19 protein-coding genes are annotated in these 19235 nt (G+C 41.2%); 13 read left to right on the top strand and 6 right to left on the bottom strand.

Translation table 11 applies throughout. The annotated features are described in order from the left end of the window. Nucleotides 1–35 precede the first annotated feature (35 nt). Together DDV96_RS07390 and DDV96_RS07385 are read left to right on the top strand one after the other, a co-directional pair. Nucleotides 36–1364 (top strand): MATE family efflux transporter, encoded by a 1329-nt coding sequence (locus DDV96_RS07390; protein WP_116694120.1) that lies wholly within the window; start codon nucleotides 36–38, stop codon nucleotides 1362–1364. A 16-nt stretch (nucleotides 1365–1380) separates the two neighbouring features. After that, nucleotides 1381–1893 (top strand): hypothetical protein, encoded by a 513-nt coding sequence (locus DDV96_RS07385; protein ID WP_116694119.1) that lies wholly within the window; start codon nucleotides 1381–1383, stop codon nucleotides 1891–1893. A 111-nt stretch (nucleotides 1894–2004) separates the two neighbouring features. On the opposite strand, the gene DDV96_RS07380 is transcribed toward DDV96_RS07385, so the two are convergent. Continuing rightward, nucleotides 2005–2640 carry a 2OG-Fe(II) oxygenase gene (locus DDV96_RS07380; protein ID WP_116694118.1) on the bottom strand — a complete coding sequence of 212 codons (636 nt, stop codon included), beginning with the start codon at nucleotides 2638–2640 and terminating at the stop codon, nucleotides 2005–2007. A 109-nt stretch (nucleotides 2641–2749) separates the two neighbouring features. Here DDV96_RS07380 and DDV96_RS07375 point away from each other — a divergent pair, with 109 nt between their 5' ends. Next, entirely contained in the window at nucleotides 2750–3199 is a 450-nt protein-coding gene (locus DDV96_RS07375; protein WP_116694117.1) for a 6-pyruvoyl trahydropterin synthase family protein, read from the top strand. A gap of 49 nt (nucleotides 3200–3248) precedes the next feature. Further along, nucleotides 3249–4025 (top strand): UDP-2,3-diacylglucosamine diphosphatase, encoded by a 777-nt coding sequence (locus DDV96_RS07370; protein WP_116694116.1) that lies wholly within the window; start codon nucleotides 3249–3251, stop codon nucleotides 4023–4025. A gap of 141 nt (nucleotides 4026–4166) precedes the next feature. Here DDV96_RS07370 and DDV96_RS07365 read toward each other — a convergent pair whose 3' ends face one another. Then, nucleotides 4167–4916, bottom strand: coding sequence for a carboxypeptidase-like regulatory domain-containing protein (locus DDV96_RS07365; RefSeq protein WP_165805983.1), 750 nt, complete (start codon nucleotides 4914–4916; stop codon nucleotides 4167–4169). Between the two features lie 164 nt (nucleotides 4917–5080). Beyond that, nucleotides 5081–6772 (bottom strand): single-stranded-DNA-specific exonuclease RecJ, encoded by a 1692-nt coding sequence (gene recJ, locus DDV96_RS07360; RefSeq protein WP_116694114.1) that lies wholly within the window; start codon nucleotides 6770–6772, stop codon nucleotides 5081–5083. A gap of 129 nt (nucleotides 6773–6901) precedes the next feature. Between recJ and DDV96_RS07355 the strand changes: the two genes are divergently transcribed. From DDV96_RS07355 to DDV96_RS07340, 4 genes are all read left to right on the top strand, one after another. Next, entirely contained in the window at nucleotides 6902–7933 is a 1032-nt protein-coding gene (locus DDV96_RS07355; RefSeq protein ID WP_116694113.1) for a serine hydrolase domain-containing protein, read from the top strand. Nucleotides 7934–8003: 70 nt separating this feature from the next. Beyond that, on the top strand, nucleotides 8004–9425 hold the full coding sequence (locus DDV96_RS07350) for a T9SS type A sorting domain-containing protein (protein ID WP_116694112.1): 1422 nt from the start codon (nucleotides 8004–8006) through the stop codon (nucleotides 9423–9425). 228 nt (nucleotides 9426–9653) lie between these two features. Beyond that, nucleotides 9654–11552 carry a hypothetical protein gene (locus DDV96_RS07345; protein WP_116694111.1) on the top strand — a complete coding sequence of 633 codons (1899 nt, stop codon included), beginning with the start codon at nucleotides 9654–9656 and terminating at the stop codon, nucleotides 11550–11552. 138 nt (nucleotides 11553–11690) lie between these two features. Next, a complete protein-coding gene (locus tag DDV96_RS07340; protein WP_116694110.1) occupies nucleotides 11691–12281 on the top strand; it encodes a carboxymuconolactone decarboxylase family protein in 591 nt (196 codons plus the stop codon). A gap of 126 nt (nucleotides 12282–12407) precedes the next feature. Here DDV96_RS07340 and DDV96_RS07335 read toward each other — a convergent pair whose 3' ends face one another. The 3 genes from DDV96_RS07335 to DDV96_RS07325 all read right to left on the bottom strand — a co-directional run bounded on the left by DDV96_RS07335 (nucleotide 12408) and on the right by DDV96_RS07325 (nucleotide 15175). Then, entirely contained in the window at nucleotides 12408–13604 is a 1197-nt protein-coding gene (locus DDV96_RS07335; RefSeq protein ID WP_116694109.1) for an ATP-binding protein, read from the bottom strand. Between the two features lie 101 nt (nucleotides 13605–13705). Then, nucleotides 13706–14377, bottom strand: coding sequence for a 16S rRNA (cytidine(1402)-2'-O)-methyltransferase (rsmI, locus tag DDV96_RS07330; RefSeq protein WP_116694108.1), 672 nt, complete (start codon nucleotides 14375–14377; stop codon nucleotides 13706–13708). Nucleotides 14378–14395: 18 nt separating this feature from the next. Beyond that, nucleotides 14396–15175 (bottom strand): hypothetical protein, encoded by a 780-nt coding sequence (locus DDV96_RS07325; RefSeq protein ID WP_116694107.1) that lies wholly within the window; start codon nucleotides 15173–15175, stop codon nucleotides 14396–14398. Between the two features lie 101 nt (nucleotides 15176–15276). Between DDV96_RS07325 and DDV96_RS07320 the strand changes: the two genes are divergently transcribed. The 5 genes from DDV96_RS07320 to DDV96_RS07300 all read left to right on the top strand — a co-directional run bounded on the left by DDV96_RS07320 (nucleotide 15277) and on the right by DDV96_RS07300 (nucleotide 19139). After that, a complete protein-coding gene (locus DDV96_RS07320) occupies nucleotides 15277–15915 on the top strand; it encodes a thymidine kinase (protein ID WP_116694106.1) in 639 nt (212 codons plus the stop codon). A 3-nt stretch (nucleotides 15916–15918) separates the two neighbouring features. Continuing rightward, entirely contained in the window at nucleotides 15919–17028 is a 1110-nt protein-coding gene (gene alr, locus DDV96_RS07315) for an alanine racemase (RefSeq protein WP_116694105.1), read from the top strand. A 69-nt stretch (nucleotides 17029–17097) separates the two neighbouring features. Further along, entirely contained in the window at nucleotides 17098–17514 is a 417-nt protein-coding gene (gene mscL, locus DDV96_RS07310) for a large conductance mechanosensitive channel protein MscL (RefSeq protein WP_116694104.1), read from the top strand. 156 nt (nucleotides 17515–17670) lie between these two features. After that, nucleotides 17671–18660 carry an aspartate-semialdehyde dehydrogenase gene (locus DDV96_RS07305; protein WP_116694103.1) on the top strand — a complete coding sequence of 330 codons (990 nt, stop codon included), beginning with the start codon at nucleotides 17671–17673 and terminating at the stop codon, nucleotides 18658–18660. 101 nt (nucleotides 18661–18761) lie between these two features. Further along, nucleotides 18762–19139 carry a DoxX protein gene (locus DDV96_RS07300; protein WP_116694102.1) on the top strand — a complete coding sequence of 126 codons (378 nt, stop codon included), beginning with the start codon at nucleotides 18762–18764 and terminating at the stop codon, nucleotides 19137–19139. Nucleotides 19140–19235 lie beyond the last annotated feature (96 nt).

Below are 19235 nucleotides of genomic sequence, written 5' to 3'. Positions count from 1 at the left end.
TAGACCGCTATTTTTGCCCACTCAATCAACTCGCTTTGAACACACAGATCAGTTTTAAGAGCATTAATAAAATAGCCATCCCGGCCATTATCGCGGGAATAGCCGAACCGTTGATTTCGTTGACCGATATCGCCGTGATTGGCAATGTGGAAAAACATTCGGTCGAAGCATTGGCGGCCGCCGGGCTGGTGGGGTCGTTCCTATCGGCCATTATTTGGATTGTTGCACAGACCAAAACAGCCATTTCAGCCATTGTATCGCAACATCTGGGTGCCAATAGGTTGCACGCAGTTAAAACCTTGATTCCGCAGGCCATTGGGTTCAACTTGGTATTGAGCCTATTTATTTACGGAATAACTGCTCTTTTTTCTGAAGCCATTTTCAGTTTGTACAATGCCGAAGGGCTTATTTTAAGCTACTCGGCCGATTATTACCGCATTCGGGCCATCGGCTATCCGCTAACCTTGGTCACCTTTGCCATTTTTGGGATTTTCCGTGGGCTGCAAAACACCTATTGGGCGATGAAATGCAGCCTTACCGGAGCATTCGTGAATGTCGTTTTGGATTATTTGCTGGTGTATGGTGTAGAAGGTGTAATCCCACCACTGCATTTAAAAGGTGCTGCCTACGCAAGTTTGGCGGCGCAGAGCGTCATGCTGGTAATGGCGTTGTGGTTTTTCTGGAAAAAAACACCGTTTCATTTAAAGTTGAGTTTCAATATCAATCCACAACTGAAGCCATTGTTATTGATGGCCGCCAACCTTTTTGTGCGTACGGCAGCGTTAAACTTTGCTATTTATTTGGCAAACGCCTACGCAACCGATTACGGTAAAAACTACATCGCTGCCCAGAGTATTTTAATGAACATTTGGTTGTTTTTCAGTTTTTTTATCGATGGGTATGCCAATGCCGGTAATGCCATTGGCGGGCGCTTATTAGGTGCAAAAGATTATAAATCGCTTTGGGTATTGAGCAAAAAAATAAGCAAATACGCTATCTTGATCGCCCTCATATTAATGGCGGGCTGTGCGTTGGCGTATGACGAAATTGGGCTGCTGTTCAATAAAGAAGCCACAGTTTTGGTGTTGTTCAGTTCGGTGTTTTGGATTGTGTTGCTCATGCAACCGGTAAATGCCATCGCCTTTATGTTCGACGGAATCTTTAAAGGCTTGGGCGAAGCAAAATATTTGCGCAATTTATTGTTGGTCGCCACCTTTTTAGGCTTTACGCCTGCGTTGCTTATTTCAGATTATTTTGGGCTGAAACTATACGCCATCTGGATTGCCTTTTTTGTATGGATGTTGATACGGGCCGGCGGATTGGTGATAAAATTCCGAAGAAAATATTTAAATAAGGAGGTTTAATTGTAGTTTTGACTTTATGGTTGAAGCTGAATTTTTAAGGATAGCTGAAACTGAGAATGCAAAATTTTCTTCTGAAGAAAAAGTTGTTAGTCTTGGAGGCGGTGTTCGAAGCCCTTATATTATATATCTTTTAACACTATATTATAAAGACCATTTAATTATCATTAAAAATGACACTGGAACGTGCTTTAATGGTTTAATTGAATGTAAGATTACTACTCAAAAGAAAAGGTTGAACTTTGAGCTTATCACTAAAAGTCATTTTTCAACTTTATTTTCAAAAAACAAAAAAAGATTTAAGATTAAATCTGAAAACATCAATATCAATCACTTTTTTAAAACTTCTGAATCAGTTGCTCATTTAAATGAAATTGCAAAGAAGGGAACATTTGAACCGCATATCACAGGGGTTTATAAAGATGGTGCTTTCGAGCTAACGACTGAATATTCTTTACAGTTTTCAGATTGGACACAGGTATTGCAGCCTTTTATCAATTTCTACAAAGAATTTATCGATACATTTAAATAAAAAAAGTAATACTTGGACTTTTTAGAATTTATTGGCGGGCCCGGATTGTTTTTAATCCTCGCTATATTGGTAGTAGTGGTGGTCGTTTACAAAAAATATAAAAACCGATGATTAGCGGCTTTTCAGCCAACCGGTGATGCTGTACCGTTCGGAAGCTTTTACAACTTTCACTTCGTGTTCCAGTTCTTGACTTTCAAAAATAACCACGCGTCCCGGAAGTGGTAATACATCAAGTACTTCATTATTTTCTAGATACAAACTCAGTTCGCCACCGTTTTCCCTGGGCCAATTGGCTTCGTTCAAATAGCACACTACAGATAACTTTCGTCTGTCATCATTTTGAAATGTGTCAAGATGCTTTGCATAAAAGGTACCAGTGGGGTACACGGCATAATGAAATTCTTTGTGTAAAATACCTAGAAAACACGTTCTGTTTAAATACTCAACCAATTCGTTGATTTTATCGAAAAACAACTGCTCGGTTGGGGTAGCTTTATTTTGATCCATCCACAGTATGAAATCGCCGCGTATTTCGGTATGGATTTCTTCTTGTACTCGATTTCCGATAGCTGATTTTTTAAATCGGTCTGCTTTGTATTTTTCCAATAACGAATCCCGAAGTTGAACAACTTCTTCCGAAGAAAAAAAATTGTCAATAATTGAAAACTTCTGGGTTTGAATGTCTTCAATAATAGTTTCAAAAACAGGATTTACGGCAAAATCCAACTGCTCAAACAATTCTTCCATTGCTTAGATATGAAAAATAAAAGTGCGCAAATATACTTCAGAAACTGATATGTTTTTCAGAAAAATTAGTGTGCTTAAAACTGCTATCTTTGCACCATAAAATACAGTTATGAGCAAGATTCGAATCACCAAACAATTTTCTTTTGAAACCGGCCACGCCTTGTATGGATACGACGGCAAGTGCCGCAATGTGCACGGCCACAGTTATAAGCTTTCGGTTACGGTTATTGGTACGCCCATTGATGATACCGACCATGTAAAATACGGCATGGTCATCGATTTTGGGGACCTTAAAAAGATTGTGAAAGAAGAAATCGTTGATGTTTTTGATCACGCCACCGTTTTTAATAAGAATACGCCACACGTTGAACTGGCAAAAGAATTAAAAAACCGCGATCACAACGTATTATTGGTAGATTATCAACCTACCAGCGAAATGATGGTGATTGATTTTGCTGAAAAACTTAAAAAGAGACTGCCTCATAACCTACAATTGCATTCCTTAAAACTACAGGAAACTGCCACGAGCTACGCCGAATGGTATGCTTCGGACAATTAACTTTACTTAGAATCCTGAAAGTCGAAGGGTCTTTTATTATCTTTACCCTATGCAACTACCAGAAGGCAAAAAAATCTACTTTTCCAGCGACAACCACTTGGGCGCCCCAACTGCTGCCGAAAGCAAACCCCGGGAACAAAAGTTCATCGCTTGGCTGGACGAAGTAAAACAAGATGCCGCCGCCATTTTCTTGCTGGGTGATCTGTTCGATTTTTGGTTTGAATATAAAACAGTGGTTCCAAAGGGTTTTGTACGCGTACTGGGGAAATTAGCCGAAATTAGCGACAGCGGTATCCCCATTCACTTTTTTGTAGGCAACCACGATCTCTGGATGCACGGTTATTTTGAAGAAGAATTAAATATTCCGGTTTATCACGACCCCAAAGAGTTTGTATTCAACAACAAACGTTTTTTTATTGGCCACGGCGACGGGAAAGGGCCTGGCGATAAAGGTTATAAACGCATGAAAAAAGTGTTTGTCAATCCATTTTCAAAGTGGTTGTTCCGGTGGGTGCATCCAGATATTGGGGTGCGGTTGGCGCAGCACCTTTCGGTAAAGAATAAACTGATTTCCGGTGATGAAGACCAGCAGTTTTTAGGCGAAGAAAACGAATGGCTAGCACAATATGCCAAGCGGAAACTGGAAACCAAGCATTACGATTATTTTGTATTTGGCCACCGCCATCTACCGATGGAAATACAAGTGGGCGACAATTCAACATATTTCAACTTGGGCGATTGGATAAACCATTATACCTACGGCGTTTTTGATGGCGAAAAGTTTAAGTTGAAGGAGTTTGAGCTATACCAAAGCAGAAATCAATAGACCAAGCTCCATCTTGCAAGGTTTTTCACCCCAGCGGACAAGTAAAAGCCTTGAGGTCTTTAGCCCTTATCTTTATCGGGATACTAGGGCCTTTTTTTATACCTACAAGGTCACAAAGACCTTGCAGGATATATTAAAAAACTATTTACCTGCTTCATATTCCACTAAAATTTCTTTGAATTCGTTACTGCTAATAACCAAAATATCAAGTAACTGAAATTTGTTTTCTTCTTTTAAAAGATCTTCTTCAATCTGTTTGGCAGCACAATAATCTAAAAATAGGTTTTTATAGTGCTTCGGGATTTTCAAGGTGCTTTCGAGTAAGGTTTCGGTAAAAAATTCATCTTCATTAAAAAGATGTATTAAATCGGTTTGTGTGGCATATATAATTTGTTTTTCGGGTTTCTTTTTAAAAATTGAAATGGCCAGTTTTACAAGAGCCAATAAATTTACCCCACCTCCAGCCGGAGCTTTTCCATAGTCAAACGGATTGTTTTTAATGTCATTTTCTATTTGTTTGCTTAAATCAGCATTGTATTTTTCTACATCAAACTCTTTTTCTTTTCCGCTTAATAGCACCTCATCTAAGGTGTTTACTTTTTGCTTTAATTCAACAATTAAAAGCGTTCTATATTCGGCCATTGTGATAATTTTATCTTGGCTTATATGAAACGACGACTGAAATGTAAGCGTATCACCAATAGTTGCTTTAATTGTAAACGCGCCGTCTTCATTAGTAACCACAGCCGTTTTTTCGTTGCTGTTAAAAACAGTGACGCCAGGTAACGCTGAAGCATCATCGTACACCCTCCCTGAAATTTCTTGGGCCTGAAGTTGGCTGGAAAACAATCCAAATAAGATAAGCAATATGAATGGAAAAACTCTTTTCAATGTACTAAACTGTATTTTTTATTTATAGTAAACTCCTTAAGTTATACCTATCCTGCAAGGTTTTCCACCCAGCGGACAAGTAAAAACCTCGTAGCTTTGTCGTTATTTCCTGTTTTTTTATACCTACAAGGTCCCAAAGACCTTGCAGGATATTGGTTTAAAATTTATTCCCTAATATCTTTCAAGCGAAGCTGCAAGCTCACATTGCCTTGCCACTCGTTTTCATCGATTACATAAGCCGCTTTAAATGGGGCATCTCCACAAGCGATGTCTTGTTTTTCTGCCATTCCAAAACCTATGCACACAAACTGTGGCGAATTACCTTGCTTAACGGTAATTCGCAAATGCGTTTTATCTTCGCCAACACACTTGCCCCAACCCGTGTCTTTTAAACCTTGCGTCATAAATACGGGGGTCATATTTCCGGGGCCAAAGGGAGCGAACTGCTTTAAAAGACGATATAATTTTGGGGTTATTTCAGTTAAATCGATTTCAGCATCAATTTGCAGTTCGGGTTGCAGTAGTTTCGGGTCGATGGTTTCTGAAACCACTTTTTCAAATTCATTTTTAAAGCTTTCAAAATCCTTTTCATGCAACGTCAATCCTGCTGCATATTTATGGCCGCCAAACTGTTCAATAAATTCCGAACAGCCTTCCAACGCATTATAAACATCAAAACCCCTTACCGAACGCGCCGAAGCAGCTAGCTTTTCGCCGCTTTTGGTAAACACCAAGGTTGGGCGGTAGTAGGTTTCCGTTAACCGCGACGCTACAATACCGATCACGCCTTTGTGCCAATTTTCGTGGTACACCACCGTTGTTTTACGATTTTCTTCATTGTTAGCAACAATCTGCATCAAGGCTTCTTGGGTAATGGTTTTATCGGTATCTCTTCTATCGGTGTTGAATTGTTCAATTTCCGAAGCATATTCAGCAGCACGGTTTACATCGGTTTCCGTCAACAGCGCAACGGCGTGATTGCCGTGTTTCATCCTTCCGGCAGCATTGATACGTGGGGCGATGATAAAAACGACATCGGTAATGGTGAGGGTTTTCTTTTTTACTTGCGCTAAGATCGCTTGAAACCCAACCCTGGGATTGCTATTGATGACTTTTAACCCATAATAGGCCAACACCCTGTTTTCCCCAGTAATAGGAACAATATCGGCACCAATGGCCGTCGCCACCAAATCAAGGTACAACAACAAATCGTCAATTTGAAGTCCCCTTTTTTCTGAAAGCGCCTGAATCAATTTAAAACCTACACCGCAACCGCACAGTTCTTTATACGGATAGTCGCAATCTTTCCTTTTGGGATCGAGCACAGCAACCGCTTTTGGAATTTCAGCACCAGGACGGTGATGGTCGCAAATAATAAAATTAATTCCCTTTTCAGAAGCATACGCAACCTTATCGATTGCTTTTATCCCGCAGTCCAAGGCAATAATCAAGCTGAAACCGTTGTCTTCAGCAAAATCGATTCCTTTGTACGAAATGCCGTAGCCTTCATCATAGCGATCTGGAATATACGTGGCTACATTAGGATAGTAACTTTTTAGGTATGAAGAAAGCAAAGCGACGCTGGTGGTGCCGTCCACATCGTAATCGCCATAGACCAAAATATTTTCTTCGTTGGCGATGGCTTGTTCAATTCGTGCTACCGCCTTGTCCATATCTTTCATCAAAAACGGATCGTGGAGATCGCTCAATTGGGGACGGAAAAACTGTTTGGCGGCATCAAAGGTTTCAATTCCGCGTTGTGCCAAAAGCGTGGCAATAACGGTATTGACGCCCAATTCTTTTGAAAGGCGGTTAACGGTTTCTTCAGCAGGTTTGGGTTTTAAGGTCCAGCGCATAATTTGGTATGATTATAAAACGGGGAGAAAAGTAAAGATAAAAATTAGTGCACTTGCTACGAAACAAAAGTTGAAAATAAAATGCGTATATTTAAGGTGGTTCATTAAAGCCGCTCGTTTTAAAGCAGGATGACAAAGAAAAACATAAAGCGAATAACCCAAATCGCCTTGCTGGTAGGAACCGTTGTGTCTTTGTTTTTTGTGCCGTGGATTTTGGTCAAAGCGTGGATATTACCGCTTCCAGACACCATTCAAGAACAATTGGATGAAGCTGTTGACCTTGGGTTTGATGGAATTATTGTATATGTGGATGAAGCAAGTAACCCCCCAGGATTTTATGCCGCTGGCTGGCATGACCGAAACAACAAAATACCTGCCAACCCCAAAGCGTTGTTCAAAATAGGCAGTATCAATAAACTATATACGGCCGTTGCCATAACTAAATTAGTGCATGATGGACGTTTGTCATTAGATAAAACGCTTGCTTATTACCTGCCCGAGCTTAAGGGAAAAATTGAATATGCCGATAAAATTACCATACGGTTGATGGTGCAACATCGAAGTGGCATTCCGAATTATACCGACACTCCAAATTATTGGGCGCATCCAAAAGAAAACAACACCGAAAAGCTTGAGTTGATTCTTGATAAACCAGCAGATTTTAAACCTGATGAAAGCTACGAGTACAGCAACACCAATTATTTGTTGCTTTCCAAAATAATGGATAACGTACTTGGTTACGATCATTTTCAGTTTATCCAAAAGGAAATTTTAGATCGGCTTCAATTAAAACACACCTACCCGTCGCTCAAGAAAGTGAACATAGACAGTGTGATGAGCGGTTATCACGTGGGACATCCCTTGGATTTAAAAACCGACAAACAAGGCATGCTCGCCTCTGCAGAGGATGTAGGGATATTTATAAGGGCATTGAACGACGGGACGTTGTTTGATGAAGGAGAACAAGCTATTTACTCATCCATTTACAAGTATGAGCATAAAGGATGGGTGCCAGGCTATCAAAGCATTGCAAAATACCACAAAGAAATAGATGCGGTTGTTATCCAATTCACAAGCACAACAGACCCTAAATTATACAATTGGAATTTAGCAGATATCGTATATGGACGTATTTTGAAAATAGTTAAAAAAAGGAATTAGCCAATCTCGCGGTTAAATACAAGCAATAAGCAAGCCGTAGAAAGTGATTTTTTAAACAAAAACCAAACCCATGAACAAAATTACCTTATTCTTTTTATTATTTTTATTGAACCTGGGGATGGTGATCGCTCAAGACGGAAGCTATGATCCCTCTTTTGGAAACAATGGCGTAGTCTATACCGATATTGACCAACAAGTTGAAGTCTTTAATGCTGTTGCCCAATCGCCTTCGGGTAAAATAGCCGTTGCGGGAGAAAGTTTAGGCGAAACCGATGTGATAAGTTTTATTGTCATGTACTTGGAAGACGGAACGATAGACCTTTCATTTGCCGATAATGGATTTTTAATAGATCCAATAACCTTAGAATATAAAAACATTGTTTTTCAAAGTAACGGAAAATTGATAGCTGTGTATGGCGGCTCCGGCCAAACGATCATCCGGTTGCTTCCCGATGGCTCTTTAGACACAGCCTTCGGCACCAATGGATCCATATATGTGGATGGAAGGTTTTTACAGCTGGATGAAAACGATCAGATTTATGTCCAAGAAAACCAAAATAACTCAGTGATCTTAAAAAGACTTTTGCCCAACGGCGACTTGGATACTGCTTACGGCACAAATGGTTTGCTTACAATTACCCCAAACAACGGCGGGTCTGTTTCGGGCATAAAAGTGACCTTATTGCCCAGTGGTAACCTATTTTTAAACTACGATGAAACCGCCGGTGGCAACGCGCCATCGTACATTGAAAAATACCATTCAAACGGTGAACTTGATACAACCTTCGGCACAAACGGAAAAATAGAAATACCTATTGAAGAAGAGTTTGCTTGCAGTACACGGGCTTTTAGCGATGAAAGCGTTTTGGTAAGCTGCAGCTATTGGGACTTCGACCTTATGATGATGGTGTATAAATTGCTCAAATTAAGTCCCGAAGGAAATTTTGATGCCAATTTTGGCACCAACGGCTACATCCAAGGGCGTTCTGTTGAGTTGATTCAGCAAAACCAACGTTTTATAACCAATAGTTCATCTGTAGATTATGAAGGCGGTACAAATATTAATTTTAAGCGCTATTACAGCAACGGTACGTTAGACAGTAGTTTCCAGTTTGAACCAGCCCCCGAAACAATAGAGCATACCTATAAAAGTATGATCACCAACTCCGGAAAACTGTTGGTAGCTGCAAACAATATGGGCCTAGACCCGTTTCAAGATATCCTCTTGTTTCAGTACCATAACGATCCATTGGGCATTCCTGAAGAAATTAAGACCCGAATTACCGTTTTACCCAACCCCTCCAATGGTGTTTTCTACCTAAAAAGACAACACGCTATCCACAATTCATATACTGTAAGTGATATCAATGGAAGGGTTTTGCTTGCAGGAACCTTCAGAAACACCGAGAACCAAGTGGATCTTTCCTCATTTGCCGCCGGAATGTATTTTCTGAAATGCGCTGGAAACACCTTCCGCCTGTTGAAAAATTGATAGAAAGCACCTCAACTTCCATTGCTTTCTGAAACCGTGCGAAACCTTCAATAGCGTGCATTATAAAACTCCAACTATTGCATTTTTTCTAGATTTCATTGGTAATGCCCCTTTAAAAAAAGGGTATTTACCCGTTCATTATCAGTTGTTTACTTCTTATATTCCATCGCATTCCGCTGTACTTTAGCACTTCAAAATCAAACCTAATAGTAATCAAAAGGAAAAAAGATGAAGTACAAAGTAAACGGAAGGTTGCACGCTGCAATCTGCGACGAAAACAAACATGCCTTGGCAAACACCAAACTGAGAGCCTATCGCATGGAACAAGATGTAAATGCTGCAACAGCTTACACTGCGGCACAAAGCAAGGAAGTAGCTCAAGTTTTTGAGGAAAAAGATATCAAAAGCCGAAACAAACAGCTGTTGGCCGAAACCACCACCAATGCCAATGGGGATTACGAACTTAAAATCGACGGTAAGAAAACAGACTACAACGGTGGGGCTATCGAGCTGGTGCTGTACTATGATTCCGTTCCAGATTACGGACAAGAAAATACAAAACCACCAAAGGGCTTCAACTCTTTTGAAATACGTATGGACATTATACAGCCCAAATGGCGTGAAACCCAAGACGGCCTTGTTGCAGGATGGAACCATACCCTGCTGAAACGTATTTGGTGTTACATTTTGCAACGCCTGGATATATGGGTTATTTGCGGAACGCTTATCAATTGCAAAAGCCAAGCGCCCCTTTATGGAATTGAAGTTACCGCCATGGATGACGATATCATCACCGACGACCTGTTAGGGAGCGCTGTTACCGATGCCAACGGACGCTTTTGTATCTATTACCGTTCACTCGATTTCAAAAAAACGTTTTTATCGCCTTGGATCAATGTGGAGACCACACCGCCATTTAGTTTTGACAACGGGCCGGATGTTTATTTTAAATTTTCGCTGGGCGGAGAAGAAATTGATGCCGAACCAGTTTCCGAAGCACACAAACCGAGCCGTAAGAATGTGGGGCATTGCCTGTGCGTAACACTTTGCTTGGATGATGCACCTGATGTTACCCAGGACCCGCCCGCCGCATTTTACCAAATAGGCTATGCCCGTAAATACCATCCGGTGCTCAATATCGACCCCGCTACGGGAAGAACCACCGGAAAAGCCTCCACCAGCTGGAACGAACAAGCATTTTACAGCACGCTGGACTTACGGGGGTCGCTATCGAAAAAACTAAACGGCAATCCCGTGGAATACAAGTTTCAATATGCTGAAGTTGCCGATCCTTCGGTGGATATTTCTACCATAACCACATGGACCGACGTGCAACCCAACGATATTGCCAAAAGCGAAATTGGGACAAGGATAACCGCTTTATTTCCGGTTATTAAGTACAATTCGTATCAAATTCATGGTACCGCAGCGGCCACCCCTTATGGCCAAGAAGTGGAAGTGCCTTTTAATGGAAACTGGATACAAGTGCCACAAGATTCCGGTATTTTCGACATACATTTTAACGGTTCGTTGATCAAACTGATATCCAGCAAACTTGCAAGCGGTAGTGTTGATCAATCAGGATTGACCCAAGGATCAAGTTCTGCACCCTTGCAGAAAAACCGGTATTTTGCCCTCCGTATGAGAAAACGTGAGGTGGGAAATGCAGCTTCTGAAGTGGCCGCAGGATTTTCACGTCCGTTGGCTATTTTCAACACCACCTATCAAAATGTGCCACAAGGCGGTTCATGGTTGCCCTCTGCTAGCAATGAGTTGGGTATCGCCAGCGTTGATCTAGAAGAATTGAAAGTGGGTGGCGGATGCAGTAAGATCACCGATACACTGACGGTAAATTATACGGCAGCAAACCCAAACCTTGGCAGTGTATCCATCAAGATGTACGGACCGGGCGGACCCCACAATTTTGAACCTGTTGCTTTTCCAAGTCCTGGCGAGGAAGCCTTTGGGGCCTCGAAATACACGGGCGCCAACAACACGGTGGATGCCAACGACGTTAAAAACCTCCCAAACTGTTCGTACGAGGTAAGGTTATCTGCAGAATTAAACCTTACAAATGGAGAAGACCAACACCATACTATCTGGGACAGGGTATTATTCTGTAAATAATTATTTGTATTTGTTTTAGCCCTAAAACGGTTGCAAGAATTCGCAAAAACATTCTCGCAGCCGTTTTATTTTTTTTTGAATTTGAATAGAGCTTTACGTATTTTGAACCCTGAACTTTCTGTAACATAAAACTGTATTATGCCATTAGTACCACCGCTTCCTCCAGACCACGATGCCAAAACGAAGCAATTGGCCGAATTTTTCAACGAAACCTTGGGCTTTTGCCCCAACAGCGTCTTGACCATGCAGCATCGACCGGCAATCAGCAAAGCGTTTATTGAGCTTAACAAAGCCGTAATGGCCAACGAAGGCCGGGTAACGTCGGCTTTAAAACGAATGATTGCATGGGTAAGCAGCAATGCCTCCGGTTGCCGCTATTGCCAGGCCCACGCCATTCGAGCTGCAGAACGCTACGGTGCCCAACAGGAACAATTGAATAATATCTGGGAATACCGCACGCATCCTTCTTTTTCTGAAGCAGAACGCGCTGCACTCGACTTTTCCCTTGCCGCAAGCCAAGTACCCAATGCCGTGGACGAGGACATAAAGAAAAGACTGCACCAATACTGGAACGATGGCGAGATTGTGGAAATGCTAGGCGTTATTTCTTTATTTGGTTACCTAAACCGTTGGAACGATTCTATGGGAACTTCCATTGAAGAAGGGGCTGTAGATAGTGGCGAACAATACTTAGGTAAACACGGTTGGAGTAAGGGAAAACATATTTAGTTATCTGGAGCTATGCTGATTATTTAAAAAAATCAAGAACTTTTCTTTTCTTGATTTTTTAAACTTTCCGTTACGGTGTGTAAAAGTAGAAGCTGTGTAAAATGGGCAATGGGTAATGATTGCAACCTAATACAACAACCCAAATAGATGCAGTGGGATAACGTTTAAACTGCCAATTTCCATATTATCGCTTACCACGAAGGCATTGGGCACACCTTTAATCTGATCGTTTTTTTTCCCCTTTCCGCCCACTTCAAAAGTGTACTTTCCTTCAATCAAAAAATCCCCTTTCTTTGGAAGGTGCGTTTCATATAGATGCTTCATCTGGTTCGCGAAAAAAGTCTCCCTTAGTGTGCCTTCCGAAGGTTGGTTTTTGGACAGCACATAAACTAAATTCGTATTATTCAAATACAGTTTTTCGGGTTTTGTCAAGGCACCTATTCCTTTTGTGGGACTAAAAAGTTCTTGTAACAGTTCTGCCCGGTTTAAGATTTTTATGGAATTCACCAAAAAATTCCGCGATATGCCAAGGCGCTCGCTCAATTTGGAGACGTTGGGAACAAAGGGTACGGTCTGCGAGATGGCAATCAATAATTTTTTTATTTTTCGGCTATCAGTATATCCTATGTTTTCAATGACGTTTAAGTCGGTTTCCAGAATTAAGTCTATGACCGTCAGCAATTTTTGCTGGTACAGATTAGGGTTTTCCAAAAAATAAGGATATGCCCCTATTTTCAAGTATTCCTTAAAATAGACCATAGGCGATTGCAATCGGTCCTTTACGTTTCTAGCTATTTCGGTGTGGTTGTTTATTAACTCGTCTAACGTTAAAACTGGCAGTTCAAAACCTTTTTTGAGATAAACAAATTCGCGGAAGGAGAGCTCTTTTAAAAAATACCGCACCGCTCTCCTACTCAAATCCGCTGCTCCCTTATCTATCTGTAGCATAGAAGAAGAGGTAAAAACAACATGTAGGTTGGGAAATTGGTCATAAATCAATTTCAGTTCCCTGGACCAATTGGGGTACACATGCACTTCATCTAAAAATAAATGGGTTCCTCCTTGCAACGTAAACTCCTTGGCCAGGCTTACTACATTGTTTTCCAAAAAATATAGGTTGTCGAGCGAAGTATAGAGTGCCGTGTTATCCTCAGGCAAGCAGTACTTTATCCTTTGGAGCAAAAGAGTTGTTTTTCCAGATCCTCTTGCACCCTTAATAGCGATCAATCTATTGGACCAATCTATTTTTTCGAGTAGATATCTGCGTTTATCGTTTTTTAGGGCATGAATTAACGATTCGTGTATTTCCAATAACTCATCCACAATATTTGCTTTTAATAAAAAGCAAATTTACAAAAAATTGTATACATGAAAGAGCATATTTTCCATTTTTTGTTAACGATTAAAAGCAATTGTGGGTATATTTATTTTTTTCCAGACACCACAATCACGATTTCACCTTTGGGTGGCTTATTTTCAAAGTGTATCGAGACCTCTTCCACCGTACCACGAACAGTCTCTTCGTGCAGTTTTGTGATTTCACGGGATACCGAAACTTTTCGCTCGGCACCAAAATATTCAGAAAAATTAGTAAGTGTTTTAACCAATTTATGTGGCGATTCATAGAAAATCATCGTCCTGGTCTCTTCAGCTAAAAAAGTTAAACGGGTTTGTCGGCCTTTTTTAACGGGCAGAAAGCCTTCAAATACAAATTTATCATTGGGCAATCCGCTGTTCACCAAAGCCGGAACAAAAGCTGTGGCACCAGGAAGGCAATCCACCTCAAGCCCCGCTGCTACACAGGCACGCGTTAACAAGAAACCAGGATCACTAATTGCTGGAGTTCCGGCATCACTGATTAAGGCAATGGTTTCGCCGTTTTCAATCCTGTTTACAATTCCTTCCACCGTTTTATGTTCGTTGTGCATATGGTGCGAATGCATGGGAGTGGTAATACCGTAATGTTTAAGCAACTTTCCGCTGGTTCGGGTATCTTCGGCTAGAATAAGATCGGCTTCCTTCAATACTTCAACGGCACGAAAGGTAATATCCTTTAAATTGCCAATAGGCGTTGGAACGAGATAGAGTTTTCCCATATACAATTGAAAAAGGGCTTACTTAAAATTTTTCTCTATCACGGCCATAAAGCGATCGGCGTATTCATCTTTGTTGAGCCAGTAGTTGTAATCGGGCTTTATTTTTCCTTTTATGAAACTTTCGGCTTCATCGTACGATTTCATTGTATTTATTTGCGACAGTACCCGGGTATAATCGTTGGCGTTGCCATCAAACAAATGTTTTATAAAAGCCAAACGGTCGTTAAGGCCAATTTGCAAGCCTGTATTCACCGCTTCGTTGACCGATTTTTTCTTGGGTTCCTTTCTGTTGGCCAGTTCGGCAACCTTGGACGTACCATTTTTAGAAGTGTGGTTTTCTGTCTCGGTATTTTGCCGATCGCCAACAGTTTTACGTTCAAAGGTTGGCATTTGCTGGTATTGTTCGGCAAAATCTTCCAACTCATTTTTGTCGTTTTTTTGAAGGTTTTTCTTCGGAAGGATATCTTCCAGCAACTGGTCCACCCTATCGGCTTCTTTTGGCATCTGTGCCACAATATCCTTTATTTTTTCCATTAACGGTTCTACAAGGTCTTCTTCATGTTCGGGTTGCGGAACAGGCTCGGGCTCTTTAAACCAGTTTTGTTCCCTAAACGTTTTAGAATCGAAAGCCGTTTCAGCCGTATCTGAATCAATTTGATGCTCCATATACTCCAAAACAGCCAATTTTTCATATAAGTTGCCCACTATGTTTTTTATAGCGGTGGTATTGAATTGTTTTTCTTCTTCTGAAAGTTTCTCGATCAACGCCCGTACCTGCTTTCTAAGCTGCTTCTTCATAACTTTTTAAAATGATGTGTTTTTACTGTATTTTGTTTTGTTAAATTTACGCATCCTATATGTAAACGTCAAGGATTTGCGTTTTATTCTAAAATTGAAGTATGTTTCTTGAAAATACCGTTAATCAAAAAGAACAATTTGGCTGGATTGAAGTTATTTGTGGCTCAATGTTTTCAGGAAAGACAGAAGAACTTATCCGCCGGCTGAAACGTGCCAAATTTGCGCGGCAACGGGTAGAGATTTTCAAGCCTGCCATCGATGTTCGTTACGAGGAGGAAAAGGTGGTTTCGCACGACAGCAACGAAATACGCTCCACTCCGGTACCGGCTGCAGCAAACATCCCGATGCTTGCCGATAATTGCGATGTAATTGGTATTGACGAAGCCCAGTTTTTCGATGACGAGATTGTGCAAGTCTGTAACGATTTGGCAAACCGTGGTATTCGTGTCATCGTTGCCGGGCTCGATATGGATTTTAAAGGCAATCCGTTTGGTCCTATGCCCAATTTAATGGCCACTGCAGAGTATGTGACCAAAGTACATGCCGTATGCACCCGTACCGGAAACTTGGCGCATTATAGTTTCAGGAAAGCAAAAAGCGATGACTTGGTCTTGCTTGGCGAAACCGAAGAATACGAGCCCTTGAGCCGTGCCGCTTACTACAAAGCGGTATTACGGGATAAGGTCAAGAAAATGAACGTAAAAGAACCTCAGCAATTGCCGCCCAAAAAGCAAGCATAGTTTATGCATAAAGCAACCGAAACAGTGTTAGAGATCGATTTAAACGCCTTGGCGCAAAACTATCGGTACCTCACTTCAAAAATAGAGAAAAGCACGCGCGTTATGGGCGTGGTAAAGGCTTTTGGGTACGGAAGCGATTCGGCGGCGATTGCCAAGGAATTGGTTGCCTTGGGCGTTTCCTATTTTGCCGTTGCATATCCCAACGAAGGGGTTGCACTTCGTAAAGCGGACATTGAAACCCCTTGTTTGGTGTTGCATCCGCTCCCGGCTACGTTTAAGCAAATCGTGGACCATTGCTTAGAGCCTGCCATATATTCCCGTGCTATGCTAACAGCGTTTATTGCCTTTGCCGAAAAAGAAGGGTTATCTAAGTATCCCGTGCATTTAAAATTCAACACGGGGCTCAATAGATTAGGGTTTCTTGCAGACGATCTTGATTTTATTTCTGAAAAAGTTTCTAATACGAAAAGCGTAAAAATTAAATCAATGTTCAGTCATTTAGCGGCGAGTGAAGATGCTTCGGAAAAGGTGTTTACTGAATCCCAAATTGCACAGTTTGAAAAAATTTCAGAAAAAATTATTGACAACATTGGTTATAAACCATTACGCCATATGTTGAACACATCAGGAGTTTTAAACTATCCTGAAGCACAATACGATATGGTGCGGACGGGAATTGGCCTCTACGGCTTTGGCAACGACCCAGAAGAAAACAAACACTTAAAACCGGTGGCTACGTTAAAAACAGTCATTTCACAAATCCACACCGTAAATGAGGGCGAAACCGTAGGGTACAACCGTGCGTTTAAAGCCACCAAAACCACGCAGACAGCAACTTTGCCAGTTGGTCACGCCGATGGTATTAAACGTATTTTTGGCAACAAAAGGGGCTGGGTGACCGTGCACGGCAAAAAAGCGCCTATCATTGGGAATGTGTGCATGGACATGATCATGATCGATGTTACCGATATTGATTGCGAAGAAGGCGATGAAGTAATCGTTTTTGGCGAAAACCCCTCGGCCGATGAGCTTTCGCAAGTAATCGCCACCATCCCCTACGAACTCATCACAGGGGTCTCGCAACGTGTAAAACGGGTTGTTTGTCGAAAATAAATATCAGTTGCTGCCGTTAAATGGGTTTTTTATATAAATTGCCTGTTGTTAACCCTAAAACCAATCAACATGTTAAAAGAATTCAAGAAATTTATTATGACGGGCAACGTGATAGACTTAGCCGTTGCCGTTATTTTAGCCGGTGCCATTAGCTTGGTAGTCAAAGGATTTACTACCGATATTATGATGCCAATCGTGGGGCACTTTGCTGGCGGACTGGACTTTGCCGATATGAAATTCGTGCTCGATGAAGCAGTGGTAGGTGCCGACGGCGAAGTGGTTAAACCCGAAAACGCTGTAATGTATGGAAAATGGATCAATGCCATTATCAACTTGATTATTGTAGGTTTTGTATTGTTTTTAATTGTTAAAGCCTACAACAAAACCAAAAAGCCAAAAGAAGAAGCGCCTGCCGAACCTAAAGGCCCTACACAAGAAGAACTGTTGGCCGAAATTCGTGACGAATTGAAAAAACAGAATAAATAGATTTTTCGGTTCCTGAAAATTTCAGGGACACCGCTACACTGCTACACTGCTAATATTCATTAAACCCTCCATAGCTTCAGCGAAGGAGGGTCTTTTTTTGATATATTTCAGAAAAATAAATCTTTAGCATGTATTTTTGCTTCAAATTTGTAAACCATGACAATAGCCGTTGTAGGTGCCACGGGAATGGTAGGCACCGTGCTTTTAAAAATACTCGAAGAACGTAACTTCCCTATTAGCAAACTCTTGCCCGTAGCATCGGAACGATCTGTGGGAAAAGAAATTTCTTTTAAGGATAAAAAGTATAAAATAGTTTCTTTGCACGATGCATTAAAAGCCAAGCCGCAACTCGCCATATTTTCGGCTGGGGGAAGCACATCGTTGGATTGGGCGCCAAAATTTGCAGAAGCGGGCATTACCGTCATCGACAATTCTTCCGCTTGGCGAATGGACCCTGATAAAAAATTGATTGTTCCAGAAATTAATGCCAATGAGCTTACCAAAGAAGATAAAATCATCGCTAACCCTAATTGCTCAACCATTCAATTGGTGATGGCGTTGGCGCCGCTTCATAAAAAATATACCATGAAGCGTGTCGTTATTTCTACCTATCAATCAGTTTCAGGAACCGGCGTAAAAGCGGTACGGCAAATGGAAAATGAAATGACCGGTGTAAAAGGCGAAATGGCCTATCCGTACCCCATTCATAAAAATGCCTTGCCCCATTGTGATGTTTTTGAAGCAAATGGGTATACCAAAGAAGAAATGAAACTAGCACGCGAGCCCCAAAAAATATTGAATGACCGCAGTTTTTCGGTAACGGCCACTGCGGTGCGTATCCCTACGGCCGGTGGACACAGCGAATCGGTCAATGTGGAATTTGAAAATGATTTTGACTTGACCGATATTCGAAAAGAACTCCACAACACGCCAGGTATTACTGTACAAGACAATCCAGATACCAACACCTATCCTATGCCAGTGTATGCGCACGATAAGGATGAGGTTTTTGTAGGCAGGATAAGGCGCGACGAAACCCAGCCCAACACCTTGAACATGTGGATTGTGAGTGATAATTTAAGAAAAGGGGCCGCAACCAACGCCATACAAATTGCTGAATATTTAGTAGAGAACAAATTAGTATAGATTTTCTAAAGAACGTCTCTTAACCTCGTAATCAATAATTTGGTGACGGGGTTTTTTATTTTTCAGTATATTTAAAAAGAAAACACTAAACAACCAACCTTATGAACTCAACTTTTACTACCATCCTGCGCATCATCCTTGCGCTGGGTCTGCTCGTTTTTGGCCTTAATAAATTTATCGGTTTTATGCCCATTCCTCAATTGCCCGCACATGCGGCAGATTTCATGCAATCTTTAAAAGCCACTGGATACGTGCTGCCCGTTCTTGGAGCTTTTGAAGTTTTTATCGGTCTGCTCTTATTGATCAAAAAATGGGTGCCCTTTGCCTTGTTGTTATTGGCTCCCATAAGTTTGAACATATTGTTGTTCCATTTGTTTTTAGACCTCCCGGCCATTGCAAATGCCATCGTTATTTCGGTAATCAACGGTATTTTAATCTATAAGTATTGGAAGGTCTATAGACCGTTGTTTCAATATTGATCGTCCGTTAAAGCAAGTCTGCCTAAACTAAAATAGTTTATAATTTCGGTTTTTATTACATTTACCGATTACTTGTCCTACATGCTCACTTTGCAA

The organism is Marixanthomonas spongiae, from assembly GCF_003095375.1.
GTDB classification, from domain to species: Bacteria; Bacteroidota; Bacteroidia; order Flavobacteriales; family Flavobacteriaceae; genus Marixanthomonas; species Marixanthomonas spongiae.
The sequence above is the reverse complement of the archived record's forward strand: the minus strand, read 5'-3'. Positions and strand labels throughout refer to the sequence as shown.

What these genes read in the sequence shown, in the direction of transcription:
- DDV96_RS07385 (WP_116694119.1), top strand. Translation starts at nt 1,381, where the DNA reads ATGGTTGAAGCTGAATTTTTAAGGATAGCTGAAACTGAGAATGCAAAA.
- DDV96_RS07380 (WP_116694118.1), bottom strand. Translation starts at nt 2,640, where the DNA reads ATGGAAGAATTGTTTGAGCAGTTGGATTTTGCCGTAAATCCTGTTTTT.
- DDV96_RS07375 (WP_116694117.1), top strand. Translation starts at nt 2,750, where the DNA reads ATGAGCAAGATTCGAATCACCAAACAATTTTCTTTTGAAACCGGCCAC.
- DDV96_RS07370 (WP_116694116.1), top strand. Translation starts at nt 3,249, where the DNA reads ATGCAACTACCAGAAGGCAAAAAAATCTACTTTTCCAGCGACAACCAC.
- recJ (WP_116694114.1), bottom strand. Translation starts at nt 6,772, where the DNA reads ATGCGCTGGACCTTAAAACCCAAACCTGCTGAAGAAACCGTTAACCGC.
- DDV96_RS07355 (WP_116694113.1), top strand. Translation starts at nt 6,902, where the DNA reads ATGACAAAGAAAAACATAAAGCGAATAACCCAAATCGCCTTGCTGGTA.
- DDV96_RS07350 (WP_116694112.1), top strand. Translation starts at nt 8,004, where the DNA reads ATGAACAAAATTACCTTATTCTTTTTATTATTTTTATTGAACCTGGGG.
- DDV96_RS07345 (WP_116694111.1), top strand. Translation starts at nt 9,654, where the DNA reads ATGAAGTACAAAGTAAACGGAAGGTTGCACGCTGCAATCTGCGACGAA.
- DDV96_RS07340 (WP_116694110.1), top strand. Translation starts at nt 11,691, where the DNA reads ATGCCATTAGTACCACCGCTTCCTCCAGACCACGATGCCAAAACGAAG.
- rsmI (WP_116694108.1), bottom strand. Translation starts at nt 14,377, where the DNA reads ATGGGAAAACTCTATCTCGTTCCAACGCCTATTGGCAATTTAAAGGAT.
- DDV96_RS07325 (WP_116694107.1), bottom strand. Translation starts at nt 15,175, where the DNA reads ATGAAGAAGCAGCTTAGAAAGCAGGTACGGGCGTTGATCGAGAAACTT.
- DDV96_RS07320 (WP_116694106.1), top strand. Translation starts at nt 15,277, where the DNA reads ATGTTTCTTGAAAATACCGTTAATCAAAAAGAACAATTTGGCTGGATT.
- alr (WP_116694105.1), top strand. Translation starts at nt 15,919, where the DNA reads ATGCATAAAGCAACCGAAACAGTGTTAGAGATCGATTTAAACGCCTTG.
- mscL (WP_116694104.1), top strand. Translation starts at nt 17,098, where the DNA reads ATGTTAAAAGAATTCAAGAAATTTATTATGACGGGCAACGTGATAGAC.
- DDV96_RS07305 (WP_116694103.1), top strand. Translation starts at nt 17,671, where the DNA reads ATGACAATAGCCGTTGTAGGTGCCACGGGAATGGTAGGCACCGTGCTT.
- DDV96_RS07300 (WP_116694102.1), top strand. Translation starts at nt 18,762, where the DNA reads ATGAACTCAACTTTTACTACCATCCTGCGCATCATCCTTGCGCTGGGT.